Raw genomic sequence first — 22,190 nt, 5'->3', positions numbered from 1 at the left:
AAGAATATACTTTCAATTGTAGAATATCTAATTTTGAAGTCATTTCACAACATAACAAATTGATTGAAAAATAGTATATTTGTAACCTAAAGAAACATAGAATGTCGCAAGTAAAAGTACAAGATAAAGAACTGTCATTTGAAGAATTTCAAAAACAAGTTGTAGAAGATTACAAAATAGCAGTAACGAGTAGAGAGTGCAGTCTACTGGGCCGAAGAGAGGTTTTAACAGGTAAAGCCAAATTCGGAATATTTGGAGATGGAAAGGAAGTACCACAGATTGCTTGGGCCAAAGCCTTCAAAAATGGAGATTGGCGATCAGGTTATTATCGTGACCAAACCTTTATGATGGCTATTGGACATTTGACTATCGAACAATTTTTTGCCGGATTGTACGCCAATACTGATATTGAACAAGAGCCTATGTCTGCCGGGCGTCAAATGGGTGGGCATTTTATGACCCACAGTTTAGATGAAAAAGGTCAATGGAAAAACTTGAACGAACAAAAAAATTCTAGCCCGGATATCTCACCAACCGCAGGTCAGATGCCAAGATTATTGGGTCTGGCTCAAGCGTCAAAAGTGTATCGAGAAGAAAAAAATATTGATGCCCAAAAATTTTCTCGAGACGGTAACGAAATAGCTTGGGGAACCATAGGAAATGCAAGTACAAGTGAAGGTTTGTTTTGGGAGACCTTCAATGCTGCCGGTGTTTTGCAAGTGCCTATGGTGATAAGCGTTTGGGATGATGATTATGGTATATCAGTACCTGCCAAATATCAAACAACTAAAGAAAATATCTCTGAAATACTCCAAGGTTTTCAAAAAGAAGAAGGAACAAACGGCTATGAAATCTTAGTGGTTAAAGGTTGGGATTATGTAAATTTGATTGAAACTTACCAAAAAGCAGAAACCATTGCTAGAGAGCAACATGTCCCTGTTTTAATTCACGTTATTGAGGTGACCCAACCTCAAGGACATTCTACGTCGGGTTCTCATGAACGTTATAAATCTAAAGAGCGACTCAATTGGGAGCGCGAACACGATTGTAATCTTCAAATGAGACAATGGATGATTTCAAATGGAATTGCAACTGAAGAAGATTTAGATCAGTTAGAAAAAGAAATTAAGAGTAAAGTCAGAAAAGGAAAACAAGCCGCATGGAAGGCTTTTGGAAAGAGGGCAAAAACAGCAAGTCAAGAATTGATTTCTGTTTTAGAACGCCTTGTAAAAACATCTGAAAACGGGTCGTTTGTCAAACCTGTTATAGCAGAATTAAAATCTAATGACGAGCCTTTAAAATCAATTATTATTGCTTCTGCACGAAAAGTTTTACGCTATCTCCGACACGAAAAGCATGAAGTAAAAGCAGAACTTGTGCAATGGATCAATGGCTTTTCAAATGAAGTTAAACCTGATTACAGTAGCCATCTATACAGCCATTCTGAATGGAAAGCAACAAATATTGATGCAGTAGCACCTGCTTATGATGACAACACTAAAGAGGTTGACGGTAGGGTTGTATTACGAGATAACTTTGATAAAATATTAGAAACTCGACCGGAAACCCTAGTTTTTGGAGAAGATTCAGGTGAAATTGGCGATGTCAATCAAGGGTTGGAAGGCCTTCAAAAAAAATATGGTAAAATAAGAGTTTCTGACACCGGTATTCGAGAAGCAACAATTATTGGTCAAGGTATTGGTATGGCCTTAAGAGGTCTTAGGCCTATTGCTGAAATACAATATTTAGATTATTTACTTTACGGCTTACAAACGATGAGTGATGATTTAGCTACGATTCATTATCGCTCAAAAGGTAAACAAAAAGCACCTCTTATTGTCCGAACTCGTGGTCATCGTCTTGAGGGCATTTGGCATAGCGGTTCACCAATGGGTGGAGTCATGAATCTTATAAGAGGTATGAATGTTCTCGTACCTCGTAATATGACCCAAGCTGCAGGATTTTACAATACAGTTTTAGAAAGTGATGAACCCGCTCTCATTGTAGAATGTCTAAACGGCTATCGACTCAAAGAAAAAATGCCAAACAATCTCGGTGAGTTTAAAACCCCAGTCGGAGTTGTAGAAACCATAAAGGAAGGCAAAGATATTACGTTGGTGTCTTATGGATCAACACTGAGACTAGTTGAACAAACCGCAAAAGAGTTACAGGAAGTAGATATTGATGCAGAAGTTATCGATATTCAGTCATTAGTACCATTTGATCTGAATCACGATATTGTAAAAAGTGTTCAAAAAACTAATCGGTTATTGGTTATTGATGAAGATGTTCCCGGTGGGGCTTCGTCTTACATTTTACAAAATATTATCGACAAACAAAACGCCTATCGCTATTTGGACAGCCAACCCCAAACTTTAACAGCCAATGCACATCGACCAGCATACGGGACAGACGGCGATTATTTTTCAAAACCTTCAACTGAAGATATTTTTGAAAAAGTTTACGCTATAATGCATGAATTTAAACCAGCTAAGTATCCTAAACTCTATTAATTGCCTTAAACATTGAGCGGAGTCGAAGAATTTTTTGAACATTGAGCGGAGTCGAAATGTAGATGGTATATATTTTTTAACCATAACTATATTTAAAAAATTTGGTACATGAGATTAAATAGTGGCTTCAATTTATACAGTGACTTTTTTAAATACTAACTTTTAAACTAATCAATCCAGACATGCCTAATTATTTTTCATCAGATTTTAAACTTGGTATCCTTGGCGGCGGCCAACTTGGCAAAATGCTATTATACGAAACGCGCAAGTTTGATATCCAAACCAAAGTTCTTGACCCAAATCCGGAAGCCCCATGTAAAATAGCGTGTAATGAGTTTGTACGAGGTGATTTGATGAATTATGATACCGTCATCAATTTTGCTGAAGACGTTGATGTGCTGACTATTGAAATCGAAAACGTCAATGTAGATGCTCTTGAAACGCTTGAAAATCTTGGAAAAAAAGTATTTCCTTCAGCCAAAACACTTAAACGTATACGCGATAAAGGTATTCAAAAGCAATTTTACAAAGATAGTGGAATACCTACTTCACCTTTTAAACTATACGACAACAAATCAGAACTTTTAAAAGATTTTACACAAGGGGAAATACAACTTCCTATCGTCTGGAAAAGCCGAACCGGTGGCTATGATGGTCGTGGAGTGAGCATCTTAAAAACCGAAGCAGATATAGATAGCTTGCCGGATACACCTTGTCTGTTGGAACAAAAAATTAATTTTAAAAATGAATTAGCTGTGATAGTAGCCCGTTCAGTCAGTGGTGAAACCAAAACTTATCCTGTGGTTGAAATGGAATTCCACCCAACAGCCAATCAAGTAGAGTATGTCATTTGCCCTGCAAGAATTGATGATCATGTTTCAAAACAAGCTCAAGAGGTGGCAAGAAAAGTTTCTAACGCTTTTGAACAAGTTGGTTTGTTAGCAGTTGAATTGTTTCAAACACAAGATGATGAAATATTAGTCAATGAAGTTGCGCCAAGACCACACAATTCCGGGCATTACAGCATAGAAGGTGCTTTTACCAATCAGTTTGAACAGCATCTTAGAGCTGTATTAGATTTACCCTTAGGCTCTACAGAATCCAAAGTAGGCGCAGTCATGGTCAATTTGGTTGGTGATGAAAATCATGAAGGCAATGTCTATTATGAAAACATTGAAAAAATTCTCGAACTTAAAGGAGTCATTCCACATATCTACGGTAAAGCACAAACGCGTCCGTTTAGAAAGATGGGGCACGTCACCATTGTCGACAAAAATCTAAATACTGCCAGACAAACCGCAGAAGAAGTAAAGGGCTTGATTAAGGTAATTTCTAAATAGGGTTAAAAAGTTTAAAGTTTAAAATTTTGGCCTTTTTAAAATATCGGTTTTCGATTCACAATATTAGTACTTAATGATAGTCTTAATTGGCTTAACTTCTTAATGTTTAGATGTCTTCTTTAATATCCTGTAAACTCCAAAAGATGCCAAAAATCCGCCAAAAAGTGAAATCAACCAATAACTGCTATTAAACTGCAAATTATCAAGGTAGAAGTCAAGTGGAAAATCAGAGATGTATAAAAGCTGTATGATTTAAATTGAATAAAAAATGCATCAAAATTGAATAAACTATTCGTTGGGTTTTTATAAAGATTAAACCACTAATTATACCGAATAAAAGAGTAGGTATTAAATTATTTAGCTTTTCCCAATGTATTAGTGAAAACAATAGACTCGAAAGAACTATACTAATATTCAAACTGTATTTTTCGAATAGTTTCTTGAGAAAAATTTTCTAAAAAATAATTCTTCAAAAATTGGAGAAATAATTAGAATGGGAACTAATCTTATTGAATGATAAACGCTGAAACCATCATAATTTTTAGCAGAAAGTTTTATTTCACTGTAAATGAAATAGTCGTAAATATTATTTATATCCCAAAACGGTTTATCGAATAGATTTAATCCAAAAATAATAAGAACTATATATAAAAGTGTATCATGTTCTATATGACAGAAATTTAACGTCTCCTTTAATTTTAGTTTTTCTTTCCAGAAAAATTTAAAAATCAATAAATAAGCGGTTAAGTAAGATATAATTGAAACTATGGCATTGTGGATAGAACTAAATTCATAGTAATTATCGAAAAGAATTAACGTATATGTTAATCCAATTTGCAAGAAACCGGTTATTAGGAATAGCAACAAAGTCAATAAAAACCCTTTCAGAATTGTCATTTGTTGATTATTTCAATAAAATTATTACTTTTTCACCCATTCCTTAAAAACTTTTTCCAGCTCATAGGCTTGTGATAAGCCGCGTTTTCTATTATACCGAGCAAAAACATAAAGACCTAGCCAAGCTAAAACGACAAAACCCATTAAATACACATAAAGTGCATAGTTTTCATCTAAAACAGATTTCGTATACACCATTATCGCAAATACTATAAACAAACCTGCCAAAATAAAATGTAAAAACATAAACATCGTCCAATATGACGAGTTCGGGCTATAAAGTCCTTTAACCAAGAGTTTGTTAGGTAGTTCATAGTCACCTTCAACCAATTCTAAGTGTAAGTGAGGTGTAAATATTTTTTCTCGAGATCTAGCATGATGAATCCAAATATGATTACCAGATAATTTGACTCTAAACTTTGAGCTGTATTCTGTCTTTAATTTTTTAATACGCTCAAGTAGGACAGTTTTCTTTTTATCTGTGTAATATCTAAATCTCGGTCTGAGTTTAACGGTTTTATCGATATCCATAGAAAAACAATGGTTGGTTGTATTATTTAAAAATACAAAATTTTAGGCATTAATACCGCATTCGTAAAATTCAGTAAATCAGCAAATAGCAATTTAAATATAGGTATGGCATCGTTATTGTTAAATAATTACTAAAGCTATCCGGATGGCTTGTTGAATGTAAACAGTGCTCACGCACTGAGATACAATATTGTCTAATTTTAAAAATTACATATTATGCAAGTCAAAAAGAATCCTAATAAGAATTTAAACAAAAACCGAATCCTATATTTCCAAATCGGATTGAGTATCGTTTTAGTCTTATTACTCATTTCTGTAGAATGGAAATCTTATACCAAACCGATAAAGGATGAAAAAGTAAAAACTGAAGTCATGTTTTTTGAAGAAATGCCTGTGGTTAAGTTACCCAAAAAGGAACTTGAACCGGTATCTCAGACAAAACAAAGAAAGCCAATATATCAATTTAAACAAGTTGATGACAACACAGAGACCCCAGACAAACCTTTATTTGAAGAGCCAAAAACGGATTTTGACCCGGATACAGTTTTAAAAGAATTAGATACTATCATAAACGAAGACCCCAAAGAACTTCCATTTGATATTGTCCAGGACGTACCCATATTTCCCGGTTGCGAAAAATACAAAGACAACGACAACAGAAAAGCCTGTATGAGTCGAAAGTTATTTAAATTTATAGGCAAACATTTTGATACTCAACTCGCATCAGAATTAGGCTTGGAAGGGCAACACAAAATATTTACTCAGTTTAAGGTTTCACGTACAGGTGAAGTTATTTTTATGGGCGCTCGAACATCACACCCCAAACTTAAAGCTGAGGCGCAACGGGTAATAGAAAAACTTCCTAAAATGATTCCCGGTAAGCAACGCTTACAACCCGTCGATGTGATTTTTGGCTTGCCGATTAATTTTAAGATTAATGATTAAACAATTCATATTTAACATTGGTTTGTAACTTGAGTTGCATTGTCTCTTTACTACATCTATTAACTTTGTAAAAAAAAGCTTATGGATGTAGAAATTCTCTCCCGTATCCAGTTTGCTTTCACAGTTGCTTTTCATTACATCTATCCACCATTAAGCATAGGTATTGGATTGATTATGGTAGTTTTTGAAAGTATGTATCTGCGCTCAAAAAAGAAAAAATATGAAGTTTTAGCAAAATTCTGGACTAAAATTTTTGCAATTACTTTCGGGGTTGGTGTGGTCACTGGAATCGTCATGGAATTTGAATTCGGCACCAATTGGGCGACGTATTCCAGGTATGTCGGTGATATTTTTGGTAGCGCCTTAGCCGCTGAAGGTATTTTTGCATTTGCTTTAGAGAGCAGTGCCTTGGGGGTTTTGTTGTTTGGATGGAACCGTGTCAAACCTTGGGTGCATTTAGTTGCTACATGGGCGGTTTTTTTAGGATCGATGTTTTCTGTGGTTTGGATTGTCGTGGCCAATTCCTGGCAACAAACGCCCGCTGGTTATCATATTGTTGGCGAAGGTATGCAAGCCAGAGCTGAGATTGTTGATTTTTGGGCAATGGTATTTAATCCTTCTTCTGTTGACCGGTTAACACATGTTTGGCTCGGTGCTTTTCTGGCCGGAACCTTTTTAATTTTAAGTGTTCACGCCTATTATATTTTAAAAGGTCGCTATGTGGTCTTGTCTAAAAAAGCCTTTAAAATTACATTAGTTGTTGCGGCTATTTGTTCTCTAGCTCAATTATTTACTGGTCATCAATCTGCTGAAGGCGTTTCAGAAAATCAACCAGCGAAGCTAGCTGCTATGGAAGGACATTTTGAAGCATCAGCACCAGCTGATCTTTATCTGTTTGGTTGGGTTGACAAGGAAAATCAAAAAGTAACTGGTTTAAAATTAACTGGTGGATTGTCTTTTATGTTGTATCAGGATTTAGATGAAGAAGTTACGGGTTTAAATACCTTTCCAGAAGAAGACCGGCCATCTCAAATCAATGCTATTTTTCAGTTTTACCACATCATGGTCGCTATCGGTATGTTTTTAATCGCTCTGAGTTTATTTGCCTTATGGCAATGGAAGCGTGGCAAATTATTTGAGAAAAAATGGTTGTTGTGGACTTTTGTATTCACAGCCTTACTTCCACAAATAGCAAATCAATTTGGATGGTTTACCGCAGAAATGGGACGCCAACCTTGGGTAGTATATGGATTGCTTAGGACTTCAGATGCCCTATCAAAAAGCGTTCAAGCCAATCAAGTCTTGTTTTCTTTGATTTTGTTTTTTATCGTTTACTTAGTGCTATTTCTTCTTTTTGTGTATTTGATGAATAAAAAGATACAAAATGGTCCAAATTCAGACATAGATTTCGATGATGGAAGTTTAAATAAGCAAATAGCTAAAGTTGTTTCAAAATAAAAATATTTATGGATACATTATTAGGTATAGATTATCCAACTTGGTGGTTTTTAATAGTTGGTGGTCTTTTTTCAGGTTACGCAATTTTAGATGGTTTTGATTTTGGCGCTGGTGCCTGGCACATGTTTTTTAGGAAAAATACCAGTCGAGAGACCGCTTTAAAAGCCATAGACCCAACATGGCATTGTAACGAAGTGTGGTTAGTCATTGGTGGAGGCACTTTGTTTGCTGGTTTCCCCGTGTTTTATGGTACACTATTTTCTGCCATGTACACACCGTTCATTTTATTTTTACTATTCATCATCTTCAGAGGAATTTCCATCAAATTCAGAAATATGGAAGACATGCTGTGGTGGAGAAGAATGTGGGACTGGAGTTATTCTATTTCAAGTATTATGCTTGCCTTTTTATTGGGAGTGGTTTTGGGCAACATTTTAAATGGCATGCCTTTGGACAACAATTACGAATATGTGGGGCGTGGTTTTTTTGATTTTTTAAACCCCTTTTCAATATTAGTTGGAGTGACTAGTCTCGCATTATTTATGATGCATGGTGCCATTTACTTACTTTTAAAGACTGAAGGAAAACTCTACGATAGAATTCAAGGATTTTTAAGAAAAGGAATGGCCTTTTTTATTATTTCTTATATCGTCACAACGGCTTACGGTTTGATTTACCTAGATCATTTACTGGTAGTTTTTGAAGAGAATAAAGTTTTATTTATCGTGGCACTATTAGTTTTTCTCAGTATTGCCAATGTCCCAAGATTAGCCAGCAAAAAGCAGTATGGATGGGCTTTTATTTTTACGAGTATTACAATTGCGCTTTTACTTGTAGTTGTAGCTTTTGAATTATATCCACGTTTACTCTTATCCAATCCAGAAATACAAAATAGCATAACCATTTACAATGCAGCCGCGTCCATTAAGACCTTGAAAATCATGATGGGTTTTGTCGCTGTTGGTGGCCCATTAGTTCTGCTTTACAGCTATTTTGTCTACAGGACATTTTGGGGTAAAGTCAAATTAGATCAACAAGGTTATTAATTTATGAGGCTTCCACTGACAACGCTGTGCGTTTGTCAGTGTCGGGCTATCCACTATACATTTTGGTGCTGTAGCAAGTCTCAGTAAGTCATACCGGTGTGCCTAATAGGCGGCACACCAGTATGACAACTTCGCTAAGCTACATCACCAAAAGGGTGCCGCTCCTATCCCTAAGCCGGGATTAATTTGAAATCTAATTCCAAAGCTATGTAACTTGAGTTACTTATAATTTTTATGTGAAGTTCTACATTTGGTAAAATTATGTTATCATGTCAAAGATTGTAGTTCTCGGTGCTGGCATTTCTGGCCATGTTGCTGCTTCACATTTAAGAAGAAAATTAGGTAAACCGCATCAGGTTGTCGTTGTTTCTCCCAATTCAATTTATCAATGGATTCCTTCAAATATATGGGTTGGTATAGGAAGAATGCCTTCTAAAAAAATCCTATTTCCTTTAAAACCACTTTACAAAAAGAAAAAAATTGATTTCATTCAAGCTAAAGCGAAAAGTTTTTTCCCGAAGGTGATGCAGAAGTAGACCAGTCTTTTGTTGAAGTGGAATATGTGAGTAATGATGATAAAAATAAAACTTCAAAAATCACTTATGATTATTTGATCAATGCCACAGGACCAAAACTCAATTTTGAAGCTACACCAGGCTTAATTCCAGGTCAAAATAAATGTAATTCTGTTTGCACTTATACCCATGCAGAACACGCTTGGCAAAATTTAGAAAAGCTCATTCAAAAAATGAAAAAGGGCTTCAAGACCAAAATTTTGATTGGCACAGGTCATGCTAAATCTACTTGTCAAGGCGCAGCATTTGAATATATACTCAATGTAGAAAAGGAATTAAGGCGGCATAAAGTGAGAGATATGGCTGAAATCAAATGGATTTCTAATGAAAATGAACTCGGAGATTTTGGTATGGATGGGATGTTGTTGAGCTATGGAAGTCACATCATGAAATCAAAAGACATGATAGAAATGGTGTTTGAAGATCGCGGTATAGAATGGATATTAAAAGCCGGTGTCAATAAAATTGAAGACGGTGTTGCTCACTACGAAACCCTTGATGGTGAATATCACAAAGAAGAATTTGATTTTTCAATGTTAATTCCGTCTTTCTCAGGTCACGGATTCAAAGCTTATGACAAAAACAATAAAGATATCACAGACAAGCTTTTTAGAGGCTTTATGCTTGTAGATGCAGATTACACCTCAAAACCCTATGAAGAATGGACAGTTCAGGACTGGCCAGAAACCTATCAAAACCCGAGCTATTCCAATATTTTTGCTCCAGGTATCGCTTTTGCACCTCCGCATTCAATATCCAGACCTAGAAATAGTAAAAACGGCAACCCTATATTTCCTTCGCCACCTAGAATAGGAATGCCATCAGGAATTACTGCAAAATTGGTCGCCGATAATATAATTGATCAAATCAAAACCAAATCTAAAACCTTACATCATAAAGGATCACTGTGCAACATGGGTGCGGCTTGTATTACTTCTGCAGGATATGGTTTGACGTCGGGAAGTGGAATTTCAATTACTACATTTCCAATTGTGCCTGACAATAAAAAATATGCGAAAACTCAAGGTAGAAAACTAGGAAAGACTTTTGGGACCATTGGTTTAGCGGGGCATTGGTTGAAGTTGTTGCTGCATCACGCCTTTATTTATAAAGCAAAAATGAAACCCTTTTTGTGGCTTATACCAGAATAAAATTCTTAATCATGAAAACAACACGAATATCAAATTGGCAGAAATTTGTCATGCGTAATCCAATTATTCAGTTTGTAAAATTTGTCTATATCAGCTTGAAAGTTATGATTATTGTCGCTGGTGGTCATGATGGCACGAGAACATCTTAAAGACTTTATTCTATATATTAGGCCAATTTGTTAAAGATGTTTATTAAATTGCATAATCTTTTTAACACAAAAATTATGGCTGTAAAAATTACTGGAGTAGGTTGCTATATTCCCGAAATAGTAAGGAAAAATGAAGATTTTTTAAATCACAAATTTTATACAGAAACAGGCGAAGGTTACGATGACCACCCCGAGGTGATCATCAAAAAATTTCAACATATCACAGGTATTAAAGAAAGAAGATATGTGAGCGAAGAACTCAATGTATCAGACATTGCCACCATCGCCGCTCAAAGTGCTATTAAAGACGCTGAAATTGATCCGGAAACACTCGATTATATCATCGTTGCGCATAATTTCGGTGACGTCAAACACGGCACAACGCAAACTGATATTTTGCCAAGTATAGGTTCTCGTGTAAAGCATTTTTTGAAAATTAAAAATCCTAAAACAGTAGCTTACGACATCATATTTGGTTGTCCAGGGTGGTTAGAAGGCAGTATTCAAGCTAAAGCTTTTATAGAAAGTGGTATAGCTAAAAGATGTCTCGTTATTGGTGCAGAAACTCTATCTAGAGTAGTTGATGCTCACGACAGAGACAGCATGATATATTCCGATGGGGCAGGAGCAACCATTTTTGAAAAATCTGATGACGAAAACACAGGAGTGCTTTCACACGAGTCAGCAACATTCACAGAAAACGAGTCTCACTTTATTTTCTTTGGGGAAACGAATAAAGCCAATGTCAGCGACACAACCGGTTACATTAAGATGTACGGGCGTAAGATTTACAACTTTGCGTTATCCAACGTGCCAAAGGCGATGAAATCTTGTTTTGACCAGTCAGGAAAAGATATTAGACAATTGAAAAAAATATTCATTCATCAAGCCAATGAAAAAATGGACGAAGCCATTGTTCAACGGTTTTATAAACTTTATGAGATGGAAATGCCCGAGCAGGTTATGCCAATGAGTATCGATAAACTTGGTAACAGTAGTGTGGCTACCATTCCGACTTTATATGATTTATTCCTCAAAGGACATTTTGAAGACCAAACCCTTGATAAAGGTGATGTCATTATGTTTGCCAGCGTTGGTGCCGGTATGAATATTAATGCCATGACTTACCAAATCTAAACTATATTTTAAAATTCAACATTTTATGTACACTATTTATATTTAGTGTTTAGTTTTAAAACTATTTGATTTTTAATTATATACGGATAAATCAAGTCTTATTATGCCTGATTTTTTGAATCAATTGAAATTCGGCATCATTATACCTGCTTATAATGAAGAAAAGAATATTTCCCAATGCTTAGATTCACTAGTTAAACAAAATTTGAAACCCCAAAAAATCATCGTTGTTGACGACTCTTCTATTGATGATACAGCAAAGTTGATAAAAGGGTTTGAACGTAAACATCCGTCTATAACTTATGTCCGGAACTTTTCAGATCAAAAACATTTACCCGGTCAAAAAGTGATTAGTGCCTTTAATAAAGGATTACAGAGTATCGATCTCCATTATTTTGACATCATTTGTAAATTTGACGCTGATCTAATCTTTCCTCCAAATTATTTAAGTGGCATTAATCAGGCTTTTTTAAAAGATGCAACGCTTGGACTCTGTGGAGGTGTTTGTACTATTAATAAACATGGCAATTGGATTGAAGAGAAACTCACAAACGCCGATCATGTTCGAGGGGCATTAAAAGCCTATCGGGTAAGAGCTTTTAGGGATATCGATAGTCTACAATCTCAGATGGGTTGGGATACAGCTGACGAGTTTAAATTAAGGTTTAAAAATTGGAAGGTAAAAGTGATTACAAAATTAAATGTTAAACATTTAAAGCCCACAGCTGAAGCCTATCAAGATGCCTATTTTGAAAAACAAGGTCACGTATTTTATGCCTTGCGTTATGATTATTTACTCACCGCCATAGCTGCTTTAAAAATTTCAAAACAAAGAAATCAGTTATTAAAATTTAAGATTGTTTTAAAATCATATCGACAATCTAAAAAACAACAGATCAATTATTTATTAACTGAAGAAGAAGGACAATTTTTAAGACGATACCGCTGGAGACAAATTTGGCGTAAAGTATTGCTTTAATTAAAAAGCTACATTTTCTAATAATGTCTTTCTTTTGACTTAAAAAAATCATCTAGGACTATACGAGACGTTGAAACGATTTCAACGTAACATTTATAATAATCCTAGATGATTTAATTCTATTTTGTAAAAGCTTAGATTAAAGTCAATTAACCTAAAGCCACACGCTTAAAGCCAACAACTTCAACGTCACCAAAAGACTTAGCATATTGAGCAACAGAAGTTTTATTGTCTTTAATAAACATTTGGTTTACTAAAGTGTTGTCTTTAAAGAAACGTTTTAATTTACCTTGAGCAATTTTGTCAAGCATCTCTTCAGGCTTACCTTCTTGTCTTAGGTTATCTTTAGCTATTTCAATTTCTTTGTCTATTGTAGCTTGATCGACGCCATCTTCATTTAAAGCTACGGGATTCATAGCAGCAGCTTGCATAGCAACATCCTTAGCTAACTCATCAGCTTTATCAACAGCATTTGACAAACCACTTAAGACAGCAATTTTGTTACCTGCGTGAATGTAAGAGCCTACAAACGGTGCTTCTAAAGTTTCAAACGCACCGAGTTCGATCTTTTCACCAATAACGCCGGTTTGCTCTATCAACTTTTCCTCAACTGTTATGTTTTCAAAATCTTGTTTTAAAAGTTCATCTTTTGAGGAAACATGAAGCGCTTTTTGAGCAAAACTCTGTGCTAATTTGATAAAATCTTCATTTTTAGCCACAAAATCAGTTTCACAGTTGAGTGAAATGATAACACCTTTTGAACTGTCATCATTAACAAGAGCTATGGCAACACCTTCAGAGGATTCGCGATCAGCTCTCTTGGCAGCAACTTTTTGACCTTTTTTTCTCAGTGCTTCAATGGCTTTGTCAAAATCGCCATCGGTTTCAACCAAGGCTTTTTTACAATCCATCATACCAGCACCAGTTTGCTCTCTAAGTTTTTTAACGTCTGCAGCAGTTATTTTTGTCATGATTATTTAAAAATTGATCGTTGGGTAAAATTATGATTTAGATTCTTTCGTAGTTGATTTCTTTTTAGCTTTAGCAGAGGTGTCTTTTTTAACCTCATCTTTATCTTTTGTATCTGTAGATTTTTTTTCAGCTGTTTTTTTTGGTTCCGATTTTGTTTCTTTTTTCTTGTCCTCAGCTGCTTTTTTGTCCTCTGAATCTTTTTTGTCTTCAGCTTTTTTCTCTTCTGAAGCTTTTTTGTCTTTTTTTGCTGCAGAAGCTTTTTTGTCTTTTTTTGCTGCAGAAGCTTTTTTGTCTTTTTTTGCTGCAGAAGCTTTCTTTTCTTCAGCCTTTTTAGATTCTTCAGCCTTATTCTCTTCTTCAGCTTTTTTAGCTTTTTCTAATTTGGCTTCTTCTTTAGCTTTCTTCTCAGCTTCTTTTTTAGCAGCGTCTTCTTTTTTCTGAGTTTCTCTTTTCTCAAGTCCTCCAACAATACTGTCGGCTACGTGGCTAACGACTTTGTTAATTGACTTAGACGCATCGTCGTTTGCTGGAATGACATAATCGACTTCACGAGGATCAGAATTTGTGTCAACCATGGCAAAAACTGGAATATTAAGTTTTTGAGCTTCTTTTACTGCGATGTTCTCTTTGATGATATCCACCACAAACAATGCTCCCGGAAGTCTGGTCATATCAGAAATCGAGCCTAAGTTTTTTTCAAGCTTTGCACGCATACGGTTGATTTGCAATTTTTCTTTTTTAGAAAGGGTATCAAAACTACCGTCTTTTTTCATGCGATCTACAGCAGCCATCTTTTTGACCGATTTTCTGATGGTCACAAAATTTGTGAGCATCCCACCAGGCCAGCGTTCTGTAATGTATGGCTGTTGAGCTTTAGTGGCTTGTTCAGCGACAATTTCTTTAGCTTGTTTTTTGGTCGCAACAAATAAGATTTTTCTTCCACTTGCAGCAATTTTGGTCAAAGCTTGTGTGGCTTCATCTAATTTTGCTGCGGTTTTGTAAAGGTTGATGATGTGAATGCCATTACGCTCCATATAAATGTAGGGCGCCATGTTGGGATTCCATCGTCTGGTGAGGTGACCAAAATGTACACCTGCGTCAAGTAATTCTTTAACTTTTGTTTGTTTTGCCATTTTTTTAGTAGTTTACGTTCTGTTGGTATAGCAACAATCAAGTGGTTTTTAAGCCTTGGTTGTTTAGATGCTAAACTAATTCACGCGGTTAAGCGCTTAACAACAAAAATGTGATTGATATAAAATTTGATTAACGTTTTGAGAATTGGAATTTCTTTCTCGCTTTTTTCTGTCCGAATTTCTTACGCTCAACCATTCTTGGGTCTCTTGTAAGCAATCCTTCTGGTTTTAGCGTAGTACGGTGTTCTGCATCAACTTCGCAAAGCGCTCTTGCGATAGCCATTCGGATGGCTTCTGCTTGACCAGTGATGCCTCCACCTAAAACATTGACCTTGAGGTCATATTGTTTTTCAGTTTCGGTGAGTTCAAAAGCTTGATTGATTTTGTATAATAGAGGTCCAGTGGTAAAGTATTCATTTACTTTTTTTCCATTAACCATAACATCACCTTTACCTTTTGACATGTAAATACGGGCAACTGATGTTTTTCTACGACCTATTTTATGAATTGTGTCCATGGATTACAATAATTCGTTTAAGTTAATTTTTTTGGGTTTTTGAGCTTCTAGGTTGTGTTCTTCACCTGTAAATACACGTAAGTTTGTAAATAAATCAGCGCCTAGTTTATTTTTTGGCAACATACCTTTAATTGCTTTTTCGATTAAGCGTTCAGGATGTTTTTCAAAAATTTGAGTAGCCGTTTTAGTGCGTTGACCACCAGGATAACCAGTGTGACTGATGTAGACTTTATCGTCCCATTTTTTACCTTTCAATTCAATTTTATCGGCATTAATGATTGCGACATTGTCACCACAGTCAACGTGAGGTGTATAATTAGGTTTATTTTTACCTCTTAAAATTTTGGCAACTGCAGATGATAATCTTCCTAAGGTTTGACCTTCGGCATCGACTAAAACCCACTGTTTATCAACAGTTTGTGTATTTGCCGAAACGGTTTTGTAACTCAATGTATCCACTTCAATGTATTTAAAATTAAAACTAGTTCTTTTAAAATGGGTGCAAATTTACAATTATAAATTTATATTTCAAGTTTTTAGGTTAAAATATTTTGCAAATCTAATAATTTCTATCACGCTAGATTCATCGTCACATTAGCTTTAAGTAATATGCATTAACTTTTGATCTGAATAAGGCTTTAAGATGAATCCTTTTCGTGTGATCTTAAAGAATGATACGATTAAATTTCGACTAGATATTATTCAAATGACTTATTTGAACAATGAATTGAGTATAGTCTCTTAACGTAAAGTCGGTTTTATTTTTGAATGGCTAATACAGAAACTTATCAAAATTATATTTACTTTTATAAAAACTTTATTTATGAAAATTCACATTATCAACGGGCCTAACCTAAATTTGCTCGGCAAACGTGAGCCGGAAATTTATGGGAAAACCAGTTTTCAGGATTATTTTTCAGAAATGCAAATGCAATTTAAAAGTGTTGAACTTTCCTATTTTCACTCAAATATTGAAGGAGAAATTATATCAGAACTCCACGAGGCTGATGATAATGTTGATGGCATCCTGCTCAACGCTGCTGCTTATACGCATACGTCAATTGCTATTGCCGATGCGATTAAAGCTTTAGAAACGCCAGTTGTAGAAGTGCATATCTCCAATGTTTTTGCTCGTGAAGATTTTAGGAAACATTCTTACATCAGCCCTGTAGTTTTTGGAAGCATTAGTGGTTTTGGGTTGAGAAGTTACAACTTAGCTATCCAGAGTTTTTTAGACTGATTGGTTTAGAATGCGTTTGCCTAGGTGACATTTTAAGCAGTAATTTTTATCGCAATATTCAGTTTTAAGTTGGAGCAAAGCTTGTGAATACATGGCATTTTGATTGGTATTTGGACGTAAGTTTTCAAATACCTCAACTTTGCTGTTGTGTTCGGATTTTAAATCACTAATCAAATTAAAGAGATTATCATAATTCAATTGATTTTTAGTTTGTTTTTGATAACAAAACTTTAATGGAACTATTGTATTGATTATTAATAGATTGATGAAGTTTTGGCTCAATCGTTTCGGCTTAGGTTTACTTTTTTTGGTAAGGCTATAATGTGTTTTCCAAAACTCTGGTAATTCTATATCAAATAATTTATAAATTTCATTTTTATCTTGTGTGGCTATCAGGTTTTGAAATAATTGTGGCTGTCGATGATATACAGCTGCCAATTCTGCTAATCTTAAACTCGGGAAATTGTCCGGTCTCAACCTAAAAAACTGTGGCTTTTCTTTTGCAGGCCGGAGTTGATATTTGTGTTTTAAATATTGATACCGCTGCTGCAAAGTTTTTATATATTGGGTTTCAGTTTCTATGGATAACAGCGAACTTTGCCCTAAAAGTAAAGCTTCTAAATCTTCAATTTTTTGATAGTGTTTAGCAATAACAATATAAGGTATAGTTTTAGATAGTTCTAAAAATGCTGAGCCATTGACATTTAACCCAAAATTCTTGCATAAGAGTTGAAACAAAACAGCTTCCCAATTATTTTGATTTTGATGGAGTAGCTTTAAAATTAATTCTGATTTTCGTTCTAATCGTTCAACATAAACCCTTTCAAGCCAGTTTTGTAAAATAAAATCATCAAAATTGGCGAAATTTTTTTCACAATTTATTTGCTGTGGTTTGATTTTCAAAAGCTGTTCGTAGCGGTCAAAAACATCAGAATTGACAATATCTTTTAAAGACAAACTTGGAATTATTGAATTATCCTTACGGTATATTTCGATGTCGTCATCCCAAATCACATGCAAAATGACATTGTCGTAAGCGGGATCATTCTCATGTTGATGGGCATACCAATCTGAGGATTTAAGATGAATTTCTACATTACCTGCCCAAGTTTGCGTGCCAATTTTAATTTTAGCATTAAAAAAATCAGGTCCGGATTGGTTTTGGTTATGTTGACCAACAGAAAGGATTTGAAGATTTTCACCTTGATTGGTTTTGAGTTCATGAGAAGACTTGAACTTTTGATATTGCCATACATGATGTAAAAAATCTTCTTGCATGATCCTACTTATCCTTTTTATTACTTAAGTTTTTAGTTTTTAAAAAATTTAATGGGGTCATAACAGCAATAGATGAATTTCTATAATCGTTTATGTTTCTTGTAATTATAGCATCTAAATCTCTGATATTTAGTGCTGTAGAATATTGAATAGAGTCTTCAAAATCAGAGAAGTTGTTTTTTAATGCTTGTAATATTTCTTTTTTGGTTGTTCCGACAATTTCTGTCATTTCTGTCAATAACTCAACAACTTCAATAGTCTTTTTATGTCCCAAAAATCGTTTTACGATGTAATAAATATTATTAATGCTGACTGCTGAAATATATAGCTTAATATGTCCTTGTTCATTAAGTTCAAAAAGTTCACTAGCTGGATTAGCATGGGGCGCCCTGTCTGTAAAATAGTCAATCACAACATCTGAATCAACAAACAATTTATAATCCATATTTCTTTGAAAGTTCTTCGGTTAAAATTTCCTTATAATCTAAATTTTGATTAGTTTTTATAATTCCTCTTAGCTTCTTAACTTTTGGTGAAAGTTGTTTTTCACTTTTTGCTACTTTATCTTCAACAATAAACTTAAAATAATTTTCGACTATTTCAGATAAGCTTTGGCCTTTTTCTTTGGCATAAGCCTTGGCGATTTTAATAACTTTTTTTTCTAGAGTTAAAGTTAATTTAGTATTCATTTATGTATCTTTTTACAACAAATATACGTGTTAAAAATCTAATATAAAATACGTATTGCATCAAATGTAAAAGAAAAATTATCTTACTCATTATTCATTTGCTCTAAAACATTACCCAAAAAAGAATCCACCCAAGCGCCGTATTGCTTAGCATTGGGATGTAAGCGGTCTTCGATAAGCATATCATCATTTTGACTCAATTCAGCTGACAACTCCGTGATATCATAAAAAGCCACACCATATTTTTGACATTGTTTTTGAGCAAATTTGTTATAGCGTTTTAAATCTTCAATGGCATTGGTTTTTTCTTTTTCTTTGGCAAACGGCGTAACTCCATAATCGGGAATACTGACGACGAAAACGCCTTTTTTTTTATGCTTAGATTTTAAAATTGCGGTTTCTAAAAGCTCTTTAAATTCTCTTTTATATTGACCCAATGATTTTTCTTGGTATTGATTATTGACTCCTATCAATAAAGACACCAAGTCAAATTGTTTTTCATCATCAAGTTTTTCATCAATAGCCTGAATAAGTTCGTCGGTGCGCCAACCGGTTTTGGCTATAATGTTTGGAGAGTCAAAATTAAATCCTTTTGAGTTTAGACTCTTAACCAATTGAAAAGGCCAAGATTTTTCAATTTTAAGACCTTCACCAATAGAGTAAGAGTCACCAAGAGCGAGGTAGGTTTGTTGTGCCATAAGTTGTAAGTTCAAATTGAGTAAAATAAATAAAGTTTTATATTTCAGCATATTAGGCTAAGTTTTACCTATTATTAAATTAAATTGATAAACAAAATCTGTCAATTCAAGTGATTTTTTGATGCTAAAGCGAAAAAAATTGCATTGCACTGAGAATAACCAAAGTGAATCGAGAATAAGATTTCGTTTAACAAAAATAATGCTCTCAATATAAATTTCTTATAGAAATTCACTCGATGGGACCTATGTTTTTTGATATTACACTATGGTTTAAGTTTTTTTAAAAACGCAATACTTTCTTCAACTGCTGCTTTTAATTCTTTAGAAAGCTCAGCCTTATCCCAAGGCTGCTTGGTGTTATAAGTATGCGTGGCATTGGAAATAATTTTTAATTCGGCGTGTTCACACCAATTCTTAAGTTTTTTAGCTTCTTCAAGTTTTACCGTTTCATCATCTTCACCATGAATGATCAAAAAAGGTTGTTTCAGATGTTCTGCAGCATATTGAATATCAAATCGGTCTTGGTTTTTTAAGAAATCTTCGTAAAACTGGTAATAATGTGGCATATCTTGTTTTGTGCGTCCATTTTTGACATAATAAACGCCTTTGTTTTGCCATGCTTCTAAATCTTTACCTTTTGGAAATCGGTTTTTATAATTTGAAACAGACGACCATGTCACGAGTTTATCAATATCTTGATTCTCATAAGTCATCAAACAGGCTATACCGCCACCACGACTGTGTCCGAGTACGGAGATTTTAGAGATGTTGACTTGAGGTAAAGGGGCTTTTTGGCTTTTTACAAAGTTGATGACCTGCTTCAAATCCTGCATCTGTTTGCTGAAATTATCTTGCCCAAAAGCATCTAAATCGGGAAAATCAATAGGATTTTCAAATGTGCCACCGTTATGAGAAAAGTTGAATTTGAGAAAAATGAATCCCGATTCTGCAAAAGCTTTAGCCACTAAATGCCAGGCTCCCCAGTCTTTATAACCTTTATAGCCATGGCAGAATATTATAAGAGGTTGTGCATAATCGGTTTCTTTGTAGGTAAGATCACCAATAATGGCTTTTTTGTGATTATAGCCTAAAATGAAATTATCGGTCTGGATAATGTGTTGTTCCATAAAATTACGTAATGCGATTGTTTGAAATCAATATTACAGAGATCAATCTTATTCAAATATAAAAGTATAACATTTTAGGCGATTTCAAAACTACAAGAGATTTTCAGATTTGATTTGTTTGAAATCACTTTGATACAGTGTCATTGAATTCATTAATTACCAAACTCAGGCAACACTATAAAAACCTCATTGAGTTGAATTTTTAAGTTATTAAATTCAAAAGGATATTCTTCAGCCATTTTTTTAATATCTCGAAGCTTGGGTCGTTGCTTTTCGCTTAAAAGCATGAGGTGTTTAGCTTTAGTATTCAATACATTTACTCGTGATATTACAGGAAAAGTATCAACAGCTTTTGGGATAGTTTCTTGTAAAGAATCTACAACACTATGAAGTGTAGATATATTAGATAAGACATCTTGAAGAGTGTAATTTTCCAATCGATTAACTTCAATTTCTAATTCTTCATATATCGGCCAAGATTTGACTACAGAATCTGCTCGCGGAATGAGTTTTGTAGCTTGGTAAGGTTTGAGGTTTAAGGCTATCTTTAAGCTGTCTTCTCGTGCTTTTTCTGCTTGACTAAGTGTTTTACGGTCTGTTTGATTATGGCAAGCCAATACGCAACAGCTAAAAAATAAGACAAAAAATAGTTTTAAAATTGTGTTCATCAGCAAGTTAAAAAATATAATAATAAAATATTGACAAAAAACAGCCAAAATTTATTTACATAGTTATAAATATTTTACTTTTAAGGTCGATAATTGTCAAATATGTAATTTTAAATTTTTACCATCAATATGAGTCCAAAGATATTAATTATTGGAGCTTGCGGACAAATCGGAAGCGAATTAACATTAAAATTAAGAGAAAAATATGGTCGCTCACAAGTCATCGCGAGTGATATAAGAGAAGGCGAAGGTGAATTAATGTCTTCCGGGCCGTTTGAAATTTTAGACGCTACAAATTCTTCAGAGCTTGAAGATGTGATTTTACATTACGATATCAACCAAGTTTATCTCATGGCGGCTATGTTAAGTGCTACTGCAGAAAAATTTCCCATGAAAGGCTGGCAAATCAATATGGATACTTTATTTAATGTTTTAAATTTAGCTAAAGACCAAAAAATCCAAAAAATATTTTGGCCATCAAGTATAGCAGTTTTTGGCTTATCTACACCAAAGCATCAAACACCGCAACAAACCATTATGGAACCCACTACGGTTTATGGTATCAGTAAACAAACTGGTGAACGTTGGTGCGCCTATTATCATAATCGATACGGCGTCGATGTAAGAAGTTTGCGTTATCCAGGACTTATAAGTCATAAAACGCAGCCCGGTGGTGGCACTACAGATTACGCCATTGAAATTTTTAGAGATGCTCTCAAACACAAAAAATACACCTGTTTTTTAAAAGCTGATACAGCATTACCTATGATGTATATGGACGATGCTATTGAGGCCACTATACAGATTATGTCAGCACCCGAGAAAAACATCAAGTTAAGGTCATCCTACAACCTTTCGGCTTTAAGTGTAACTCCAAAAAAAATTGCAGAATTGATTAAGGCTTATATTCCGGAATTTGAGATCAAATATCAACCAGACTTTAGGCAATCCATTGCAGAGTCCTGGCCAACGAGTATTGATGATTCTTCATCCAGAAAGGATTGGGGTTGGCAACACCAATACAATTTGGAACAAATTGCTGAAGAGATGATAGAAGGCCTGAAACCTAAAGTGAGTATTAAGTTTGACGGATAATGAAATTTTAGATAATATTGGATTTACTTTTTTGCTTTCATTATCTTTACCC

The 22,190-nt window shown here is 34.5% G+C and carries 24 protein-coding genes; 12 read left to right on the top strand and 12 right to left on the bottom strand.

Annotated features, from left to right (window positions below):
- The first annotated feature begins 101 nt into the window (after nucleotides 1-101).
- Both FCN74_RS08575 and FCN74_RS08570 read left to right on the top strand, forming a co-directional pair.
- The gene (locus FCN74_RS08575; RefSeq protein ID WP_138932183.1) at nucleotides 102-2,513 is read left to right on the top strand and encodes an alpha-ketoacid dehydrogenase subunit alpha/beta; all 2,412 of its coding nucleotides are present in this window, start codon (nucleotides 102-104) and stop codon (nucleotides 2,511-2,513) included.
- Nucleotides 2,514-2,695: 182 nt separating this feature from the next.
- Entirely contained in the window at nucleotides 2,696-3,853 is a 1,158-nt protein-coding gene (locus FCN74_RS08570; RefSeq protein ID WP_138932182.1) for a 5-(carboxyamino)imidazole ribonucleotide synthase, read from the top strand.
- Nucleotides 3,854-4,079: 226 nt separating this feature from the next.
- On the opposite strand, the gene FCN74_RS12425 is transcribed toward FCN74_RS08570, so the two are convergent.
- Both FCN74_RS12425 and FCN74_RS08560 read right to left on the bottom strand, forming a co-directional pair.
- Nucleotides 4,080-4,304, bottom strand: a complete 225-nt coding sequence (locus FCN74_RS12425; RefSeq protein ID WP_138932408.1) for a CPBP family intramembrane glutamic endopeptidase — start codon at nucleotides 4,302-4,304, stop codon at nucleotides 4,080-4,082.
- Between the two features lie 470 nt (nucleotides 4,305-4,774).
- On the bottom strand, nucleotides 4,775-5,281 hold the full coding sequence (locus tag FCN74_RS08560) for a hypothetical protein (protein WP_138932181.1): 507 nt from the start codon (nucleotides 5,279-5,281) through the stop codon (nucleotides 4,775-4,777).
- Between the two features lie 216 nt (nucleotides 5,282-5,497).
- On the opposite strand from FCN74_RS08560, the gene FCN74_RS08555 reads away from it, so the two are divergent.
- The 8 genes from FCN74_RS08555 to FCN74_RS08530 all read left to right on the top strand — a co-directional run bounded on the left by FCN74_RS08555 (nucleotide 5,498) and on the right by FCN74_RS08530 (nucleotide 12,721).
- Nucleotides 5,498-6,226: an energy transducer TonB gene (locus tag FCN74_RS08555; protein ID WP_138932180.1), complete on the top strand. Its 729-nt coding sequence runs from the start codon at nucleotides 5,498-5,500 to the stop codon at nucleotides 6,224-6,226.
- A gap of 81 nt (nucleotides 6,227-6,307) precedes the next feature.
- Nucleotides 6,308-7,684: a cytochrome ubiquinol oxidase subunit I gene (locus tag FCN74_RS08550; RefSeq protein WP_138932179.1), complete on the top strand. Its 1,377-nt coding sequence runs from the start codon at nucleotides 6,308-6,310 to the stop codon at nucleotides 7,682-7,684.
- Nucleotides 7,685-7,692: 8 nt separating this feature from the next.
- Nucleotides 7,693-8,730, top strand: a complete 1,038-nt coding sequence (cydB, locus tag FCN74_RS08545; RefSeq protein WP_138932178.1) for a cytochrome d ubiquinol oxidase subunit II — start codon at nucleotides 7,693-7,695, stop codon at nucleotides 8,728-8,730.
- 269 nt (nucleotides 8,731-8,999) lie between these two features.
- Nucleotides 9,000-9,266 (top strand): tryptophan 7-halogenase, encoded by a 267-nt coding sequence (locus tag FCN74_RS12375; protein WP_317128788.1) that lies wholly within the window; start codon nucleotides 9,000-9,002, stop codon nucleotides 9,264-9,266.
- 26 nt (nucleotides 9,267-9,292) lie between these two features.
- Entirely contained in the window at nucleotides 9,293-10,456 is a 1,164-nt protein-coding gene (locus FCN74_RS08540; RefSeq protein ID WP_317128787.1) for an NAD(P)/FAD-dependent oxidoreductase, read from the top strand.
- An 11-nt stretch (nucleotides 10,457-10,467) separates the two neighbouring features.
- Nucleotides 10,468-10,605 carry a hypothetical protein gene (locus tag FCN74_RS12085; RefSeq protein WP_171047136.1) on the top strand — a complete coding sequence of 46 codons (138 nt, stop codon included), beginning with the start codon at nucleotides 10,468-10,470 and terminating at the stop codon, nucleotides 10,603-10,605.
- A 75-nt stretch (nucleotides 10,606-10,680) separates the two neighbouring features.
- On the top strand, nucleotides 10,681-11,742 hold the full coding sequence (locus tag FCN74_RS08535) for a 3-oxoacyl-ACP synthase III family protein (protein ID WP_171047146.1): 1,062 nt from the start codon (nucleotides 10,681-10,683) through the stop codon (nucleotides 11,740-11,742).
- 103 nt (nucleotides 11,743-11,845) lie between these two features.
- Nucleotides 11,846-12,721: a glycosyltransferase family 2 protein gene (locus FCN74_RS08530; RefSeq protein ID WP_138932177.1), complete on the top strand. Its 876-nt coding sequence runs from the start codon at nucleotides 11,846-11,848 to the stop codon at nucleotides 12,719-12,721.
- Between the two features lie 149 nt (nucleotides 12,722-12,870).
- On the opposite strand, the gene tsf is transcribed toward FCN74_RS08530, so the two are convergent.
- From tsf to rplM, 4 genes are all read right to left on the bottom strand, one after another.
- Nucleotides 12,871-13,692 (bottom strand): translation elongation factor Ts, encoded by an 822-nt coding sequence (gene tsf, locus FCN74_RS08525; protein WP_138932176.1) that lies wholly within the window; start codon nucleotides 13,690-13,692, stop codon nucleotides 12,871-12,873.
- Between the two features lie 30 nt (nucleotides 13,693-13,722).
- Nucleotides 13,723-14,826, bottom strand: coding sequence for a 30S ribosomal protein S2 (rpsB, locus tag FCN74_RS08520; RefSeq protein WP_138932175.1), 1,104 nt, complete (start codon nucleotides 14,824-14,826; stop codon nucleotides 13,723-13,725).
- 130 nt (nucleotides 14,827-14,956) lie between these two features.
- The gene (rpsI, locus tag FCN74_RS08515; RefSeq protein WP_138932174.1) at nucleotides 14,957-15,343 is read right to left on the bottom strand and encodes a 30S ribosomal protein S9; all 387 of its coding nucleotides are present in this window, start codon (nucleotides 15,341-15,343) and stop codon (nucleotides 14,957-14,959) included.
- Between the two features lie 3 nt (nucleotides 15,344-15,346).
- The gene (gene rplM / locus FCN74_RS08510) at nucleotides 15,347-15,802 is read right to left on the bottom strand and encodes a 50S ribosomal protein L13 (RefSeq protein ID WP_138932173.1); all 456 of its coding nucleotides are present in this window, start codon (nucleotides 15,800-15,802) and stop codon (nucleotides 15,347-15,349) included.
- A 364-nt stretch (nucleotides 15,803-16,166) separates the two neighbouring features.
- Here rplM and aroQ point away from each other — a divergent pair, with 364 nt between their 5' ends.
- On the top strand, nucleotides 16,167-16,583 hold the full coding sequence (gene aroQ / locus FCN74_RS08505; protein WP_138932172.1) for a type II 3-dehydroquinate dehydratase: 417 nt from the start codon (nucleotides 16,167-16,169) through the stop codon (nucleotides 16,581-16,583).
- Here aroQ and FCN74_RS08500 read toward each other — a convergent pair.
- From FCN74_RS08500 to FCN74_RS08475, 6 genes are all read right to left on the bottom strand, one after another.
- Nucleotides 16,575-17,861 carry a DUF2851 family protein gene (locus FCN74_RS08500; protein ID WP_138932171.1) on the bottom strand — a complete coding sequence of 429 codons (1,287 nt, stop codon included), beginning with the start codon at nucleotides 17,859-17,861 and terminating at the stop codon, nucleotides 16,575-16,577. The genes aroQ and FCN74_RS08500 overlap by 9 nt on opposite strands.
- 4 nt (nucleotides 17,862-17,865) lie before the next feature.
- Complete coding sequence (locus tag FCN74_RS08495) at nucleotides 17,866-18,306, bottom strand: type II toxin-antitoxin system VapC family toxin (RefSeq protein WP_138932170.1); 441 nt, start codon at nucleotides 18,304-18,306, stop codon at nucleotides 17,866-17,868.
- Nucleotides 18,296-18,550 (bottom strand): DUF6364 family protein, encoded by a 255-nt coding sequence (locus FCN74_RS08490; protein ID WP_138932169.1) that lies wholly within the window; start codon nucleotides 18,548-18,550, stop codon nucleotides 18,296-18,298. The genes FCN74_RS08495 and FCN74_RS08490 overlap by 11 nt, the downstream gene beginning before the upstream one ends.
- Nucleotides 18,551-18,633: 83 nt before the next feature.
- Nucleotides 18,634-19,299, bottom strand: coding sequence for an SGNH/GDSL hydrolase family protein (locus tag FCN74_RS08485; RefSeq protein WP_246062593.1), 666 nt, complete (start codon nucleotides 19,297-19,299; stop codon nucleotides 18,634-18,636).
- 212 nt (nucleotides 19,300-19,511) lie between these two features.
- A complete protein-coding gene (locus FCN74_RS08480) occupies nucleotides 19,512-20,375 on the bottom strand; it encodes an alpha/beta hydrolase family protein (protein ID WP_138932168.1) in 864 nt (287 codons plus the stop codon).
- Between the two features lie 152 nt (nucleotides 20,376-20,527).
- Nucleotides 20,528-21,043 (bottom strand): hypothetical protein, encoded by a 516-nt coding sequence (locus tag FCN74_RS08475; RefSeq protein WP_138932167.1) that lies wholly within the window; start codon nucleotides 21,041-21,043, stop codon nucleotides 20,528-20,530.
- 129 nt (nucleotides 21,044-21,172) lie between these two features.
- Between FCN74_RS08475 and FCN74_RS08470 the strand changes: the two genes are divergently transcribed.
- On the top strand, nucleotides 21,173-22,138 hold the full coding sequence (locus FCN74_RS08470) for an NAD-dependent epimerase/dehydratase family protein (RefSeq protein WP_138932166.1): 966 nt from the start codon (nucleotides 21,173-21,175) through the stop codon (nucleotides 22,136-22,138).
- The last annotated feature ends 52 nt before the right edge of the window (nucleotides 22,139-22,190 follow it).

The organism is Mesohalobacter halotolerans (genome assembly GCF_006120725.1).
GTDB lineage: Bacteria > Bacteroidota > Bacteroidia > Flavobacteriales > Flavobacteriaceae > Psychroflexus > Psychroflexus halotolerans.
The sequence above is the reverse complement of the archived record's forward strand: the minus strand, read 5'-3'. Positions and strand labels throughout refer to the sequence as shown.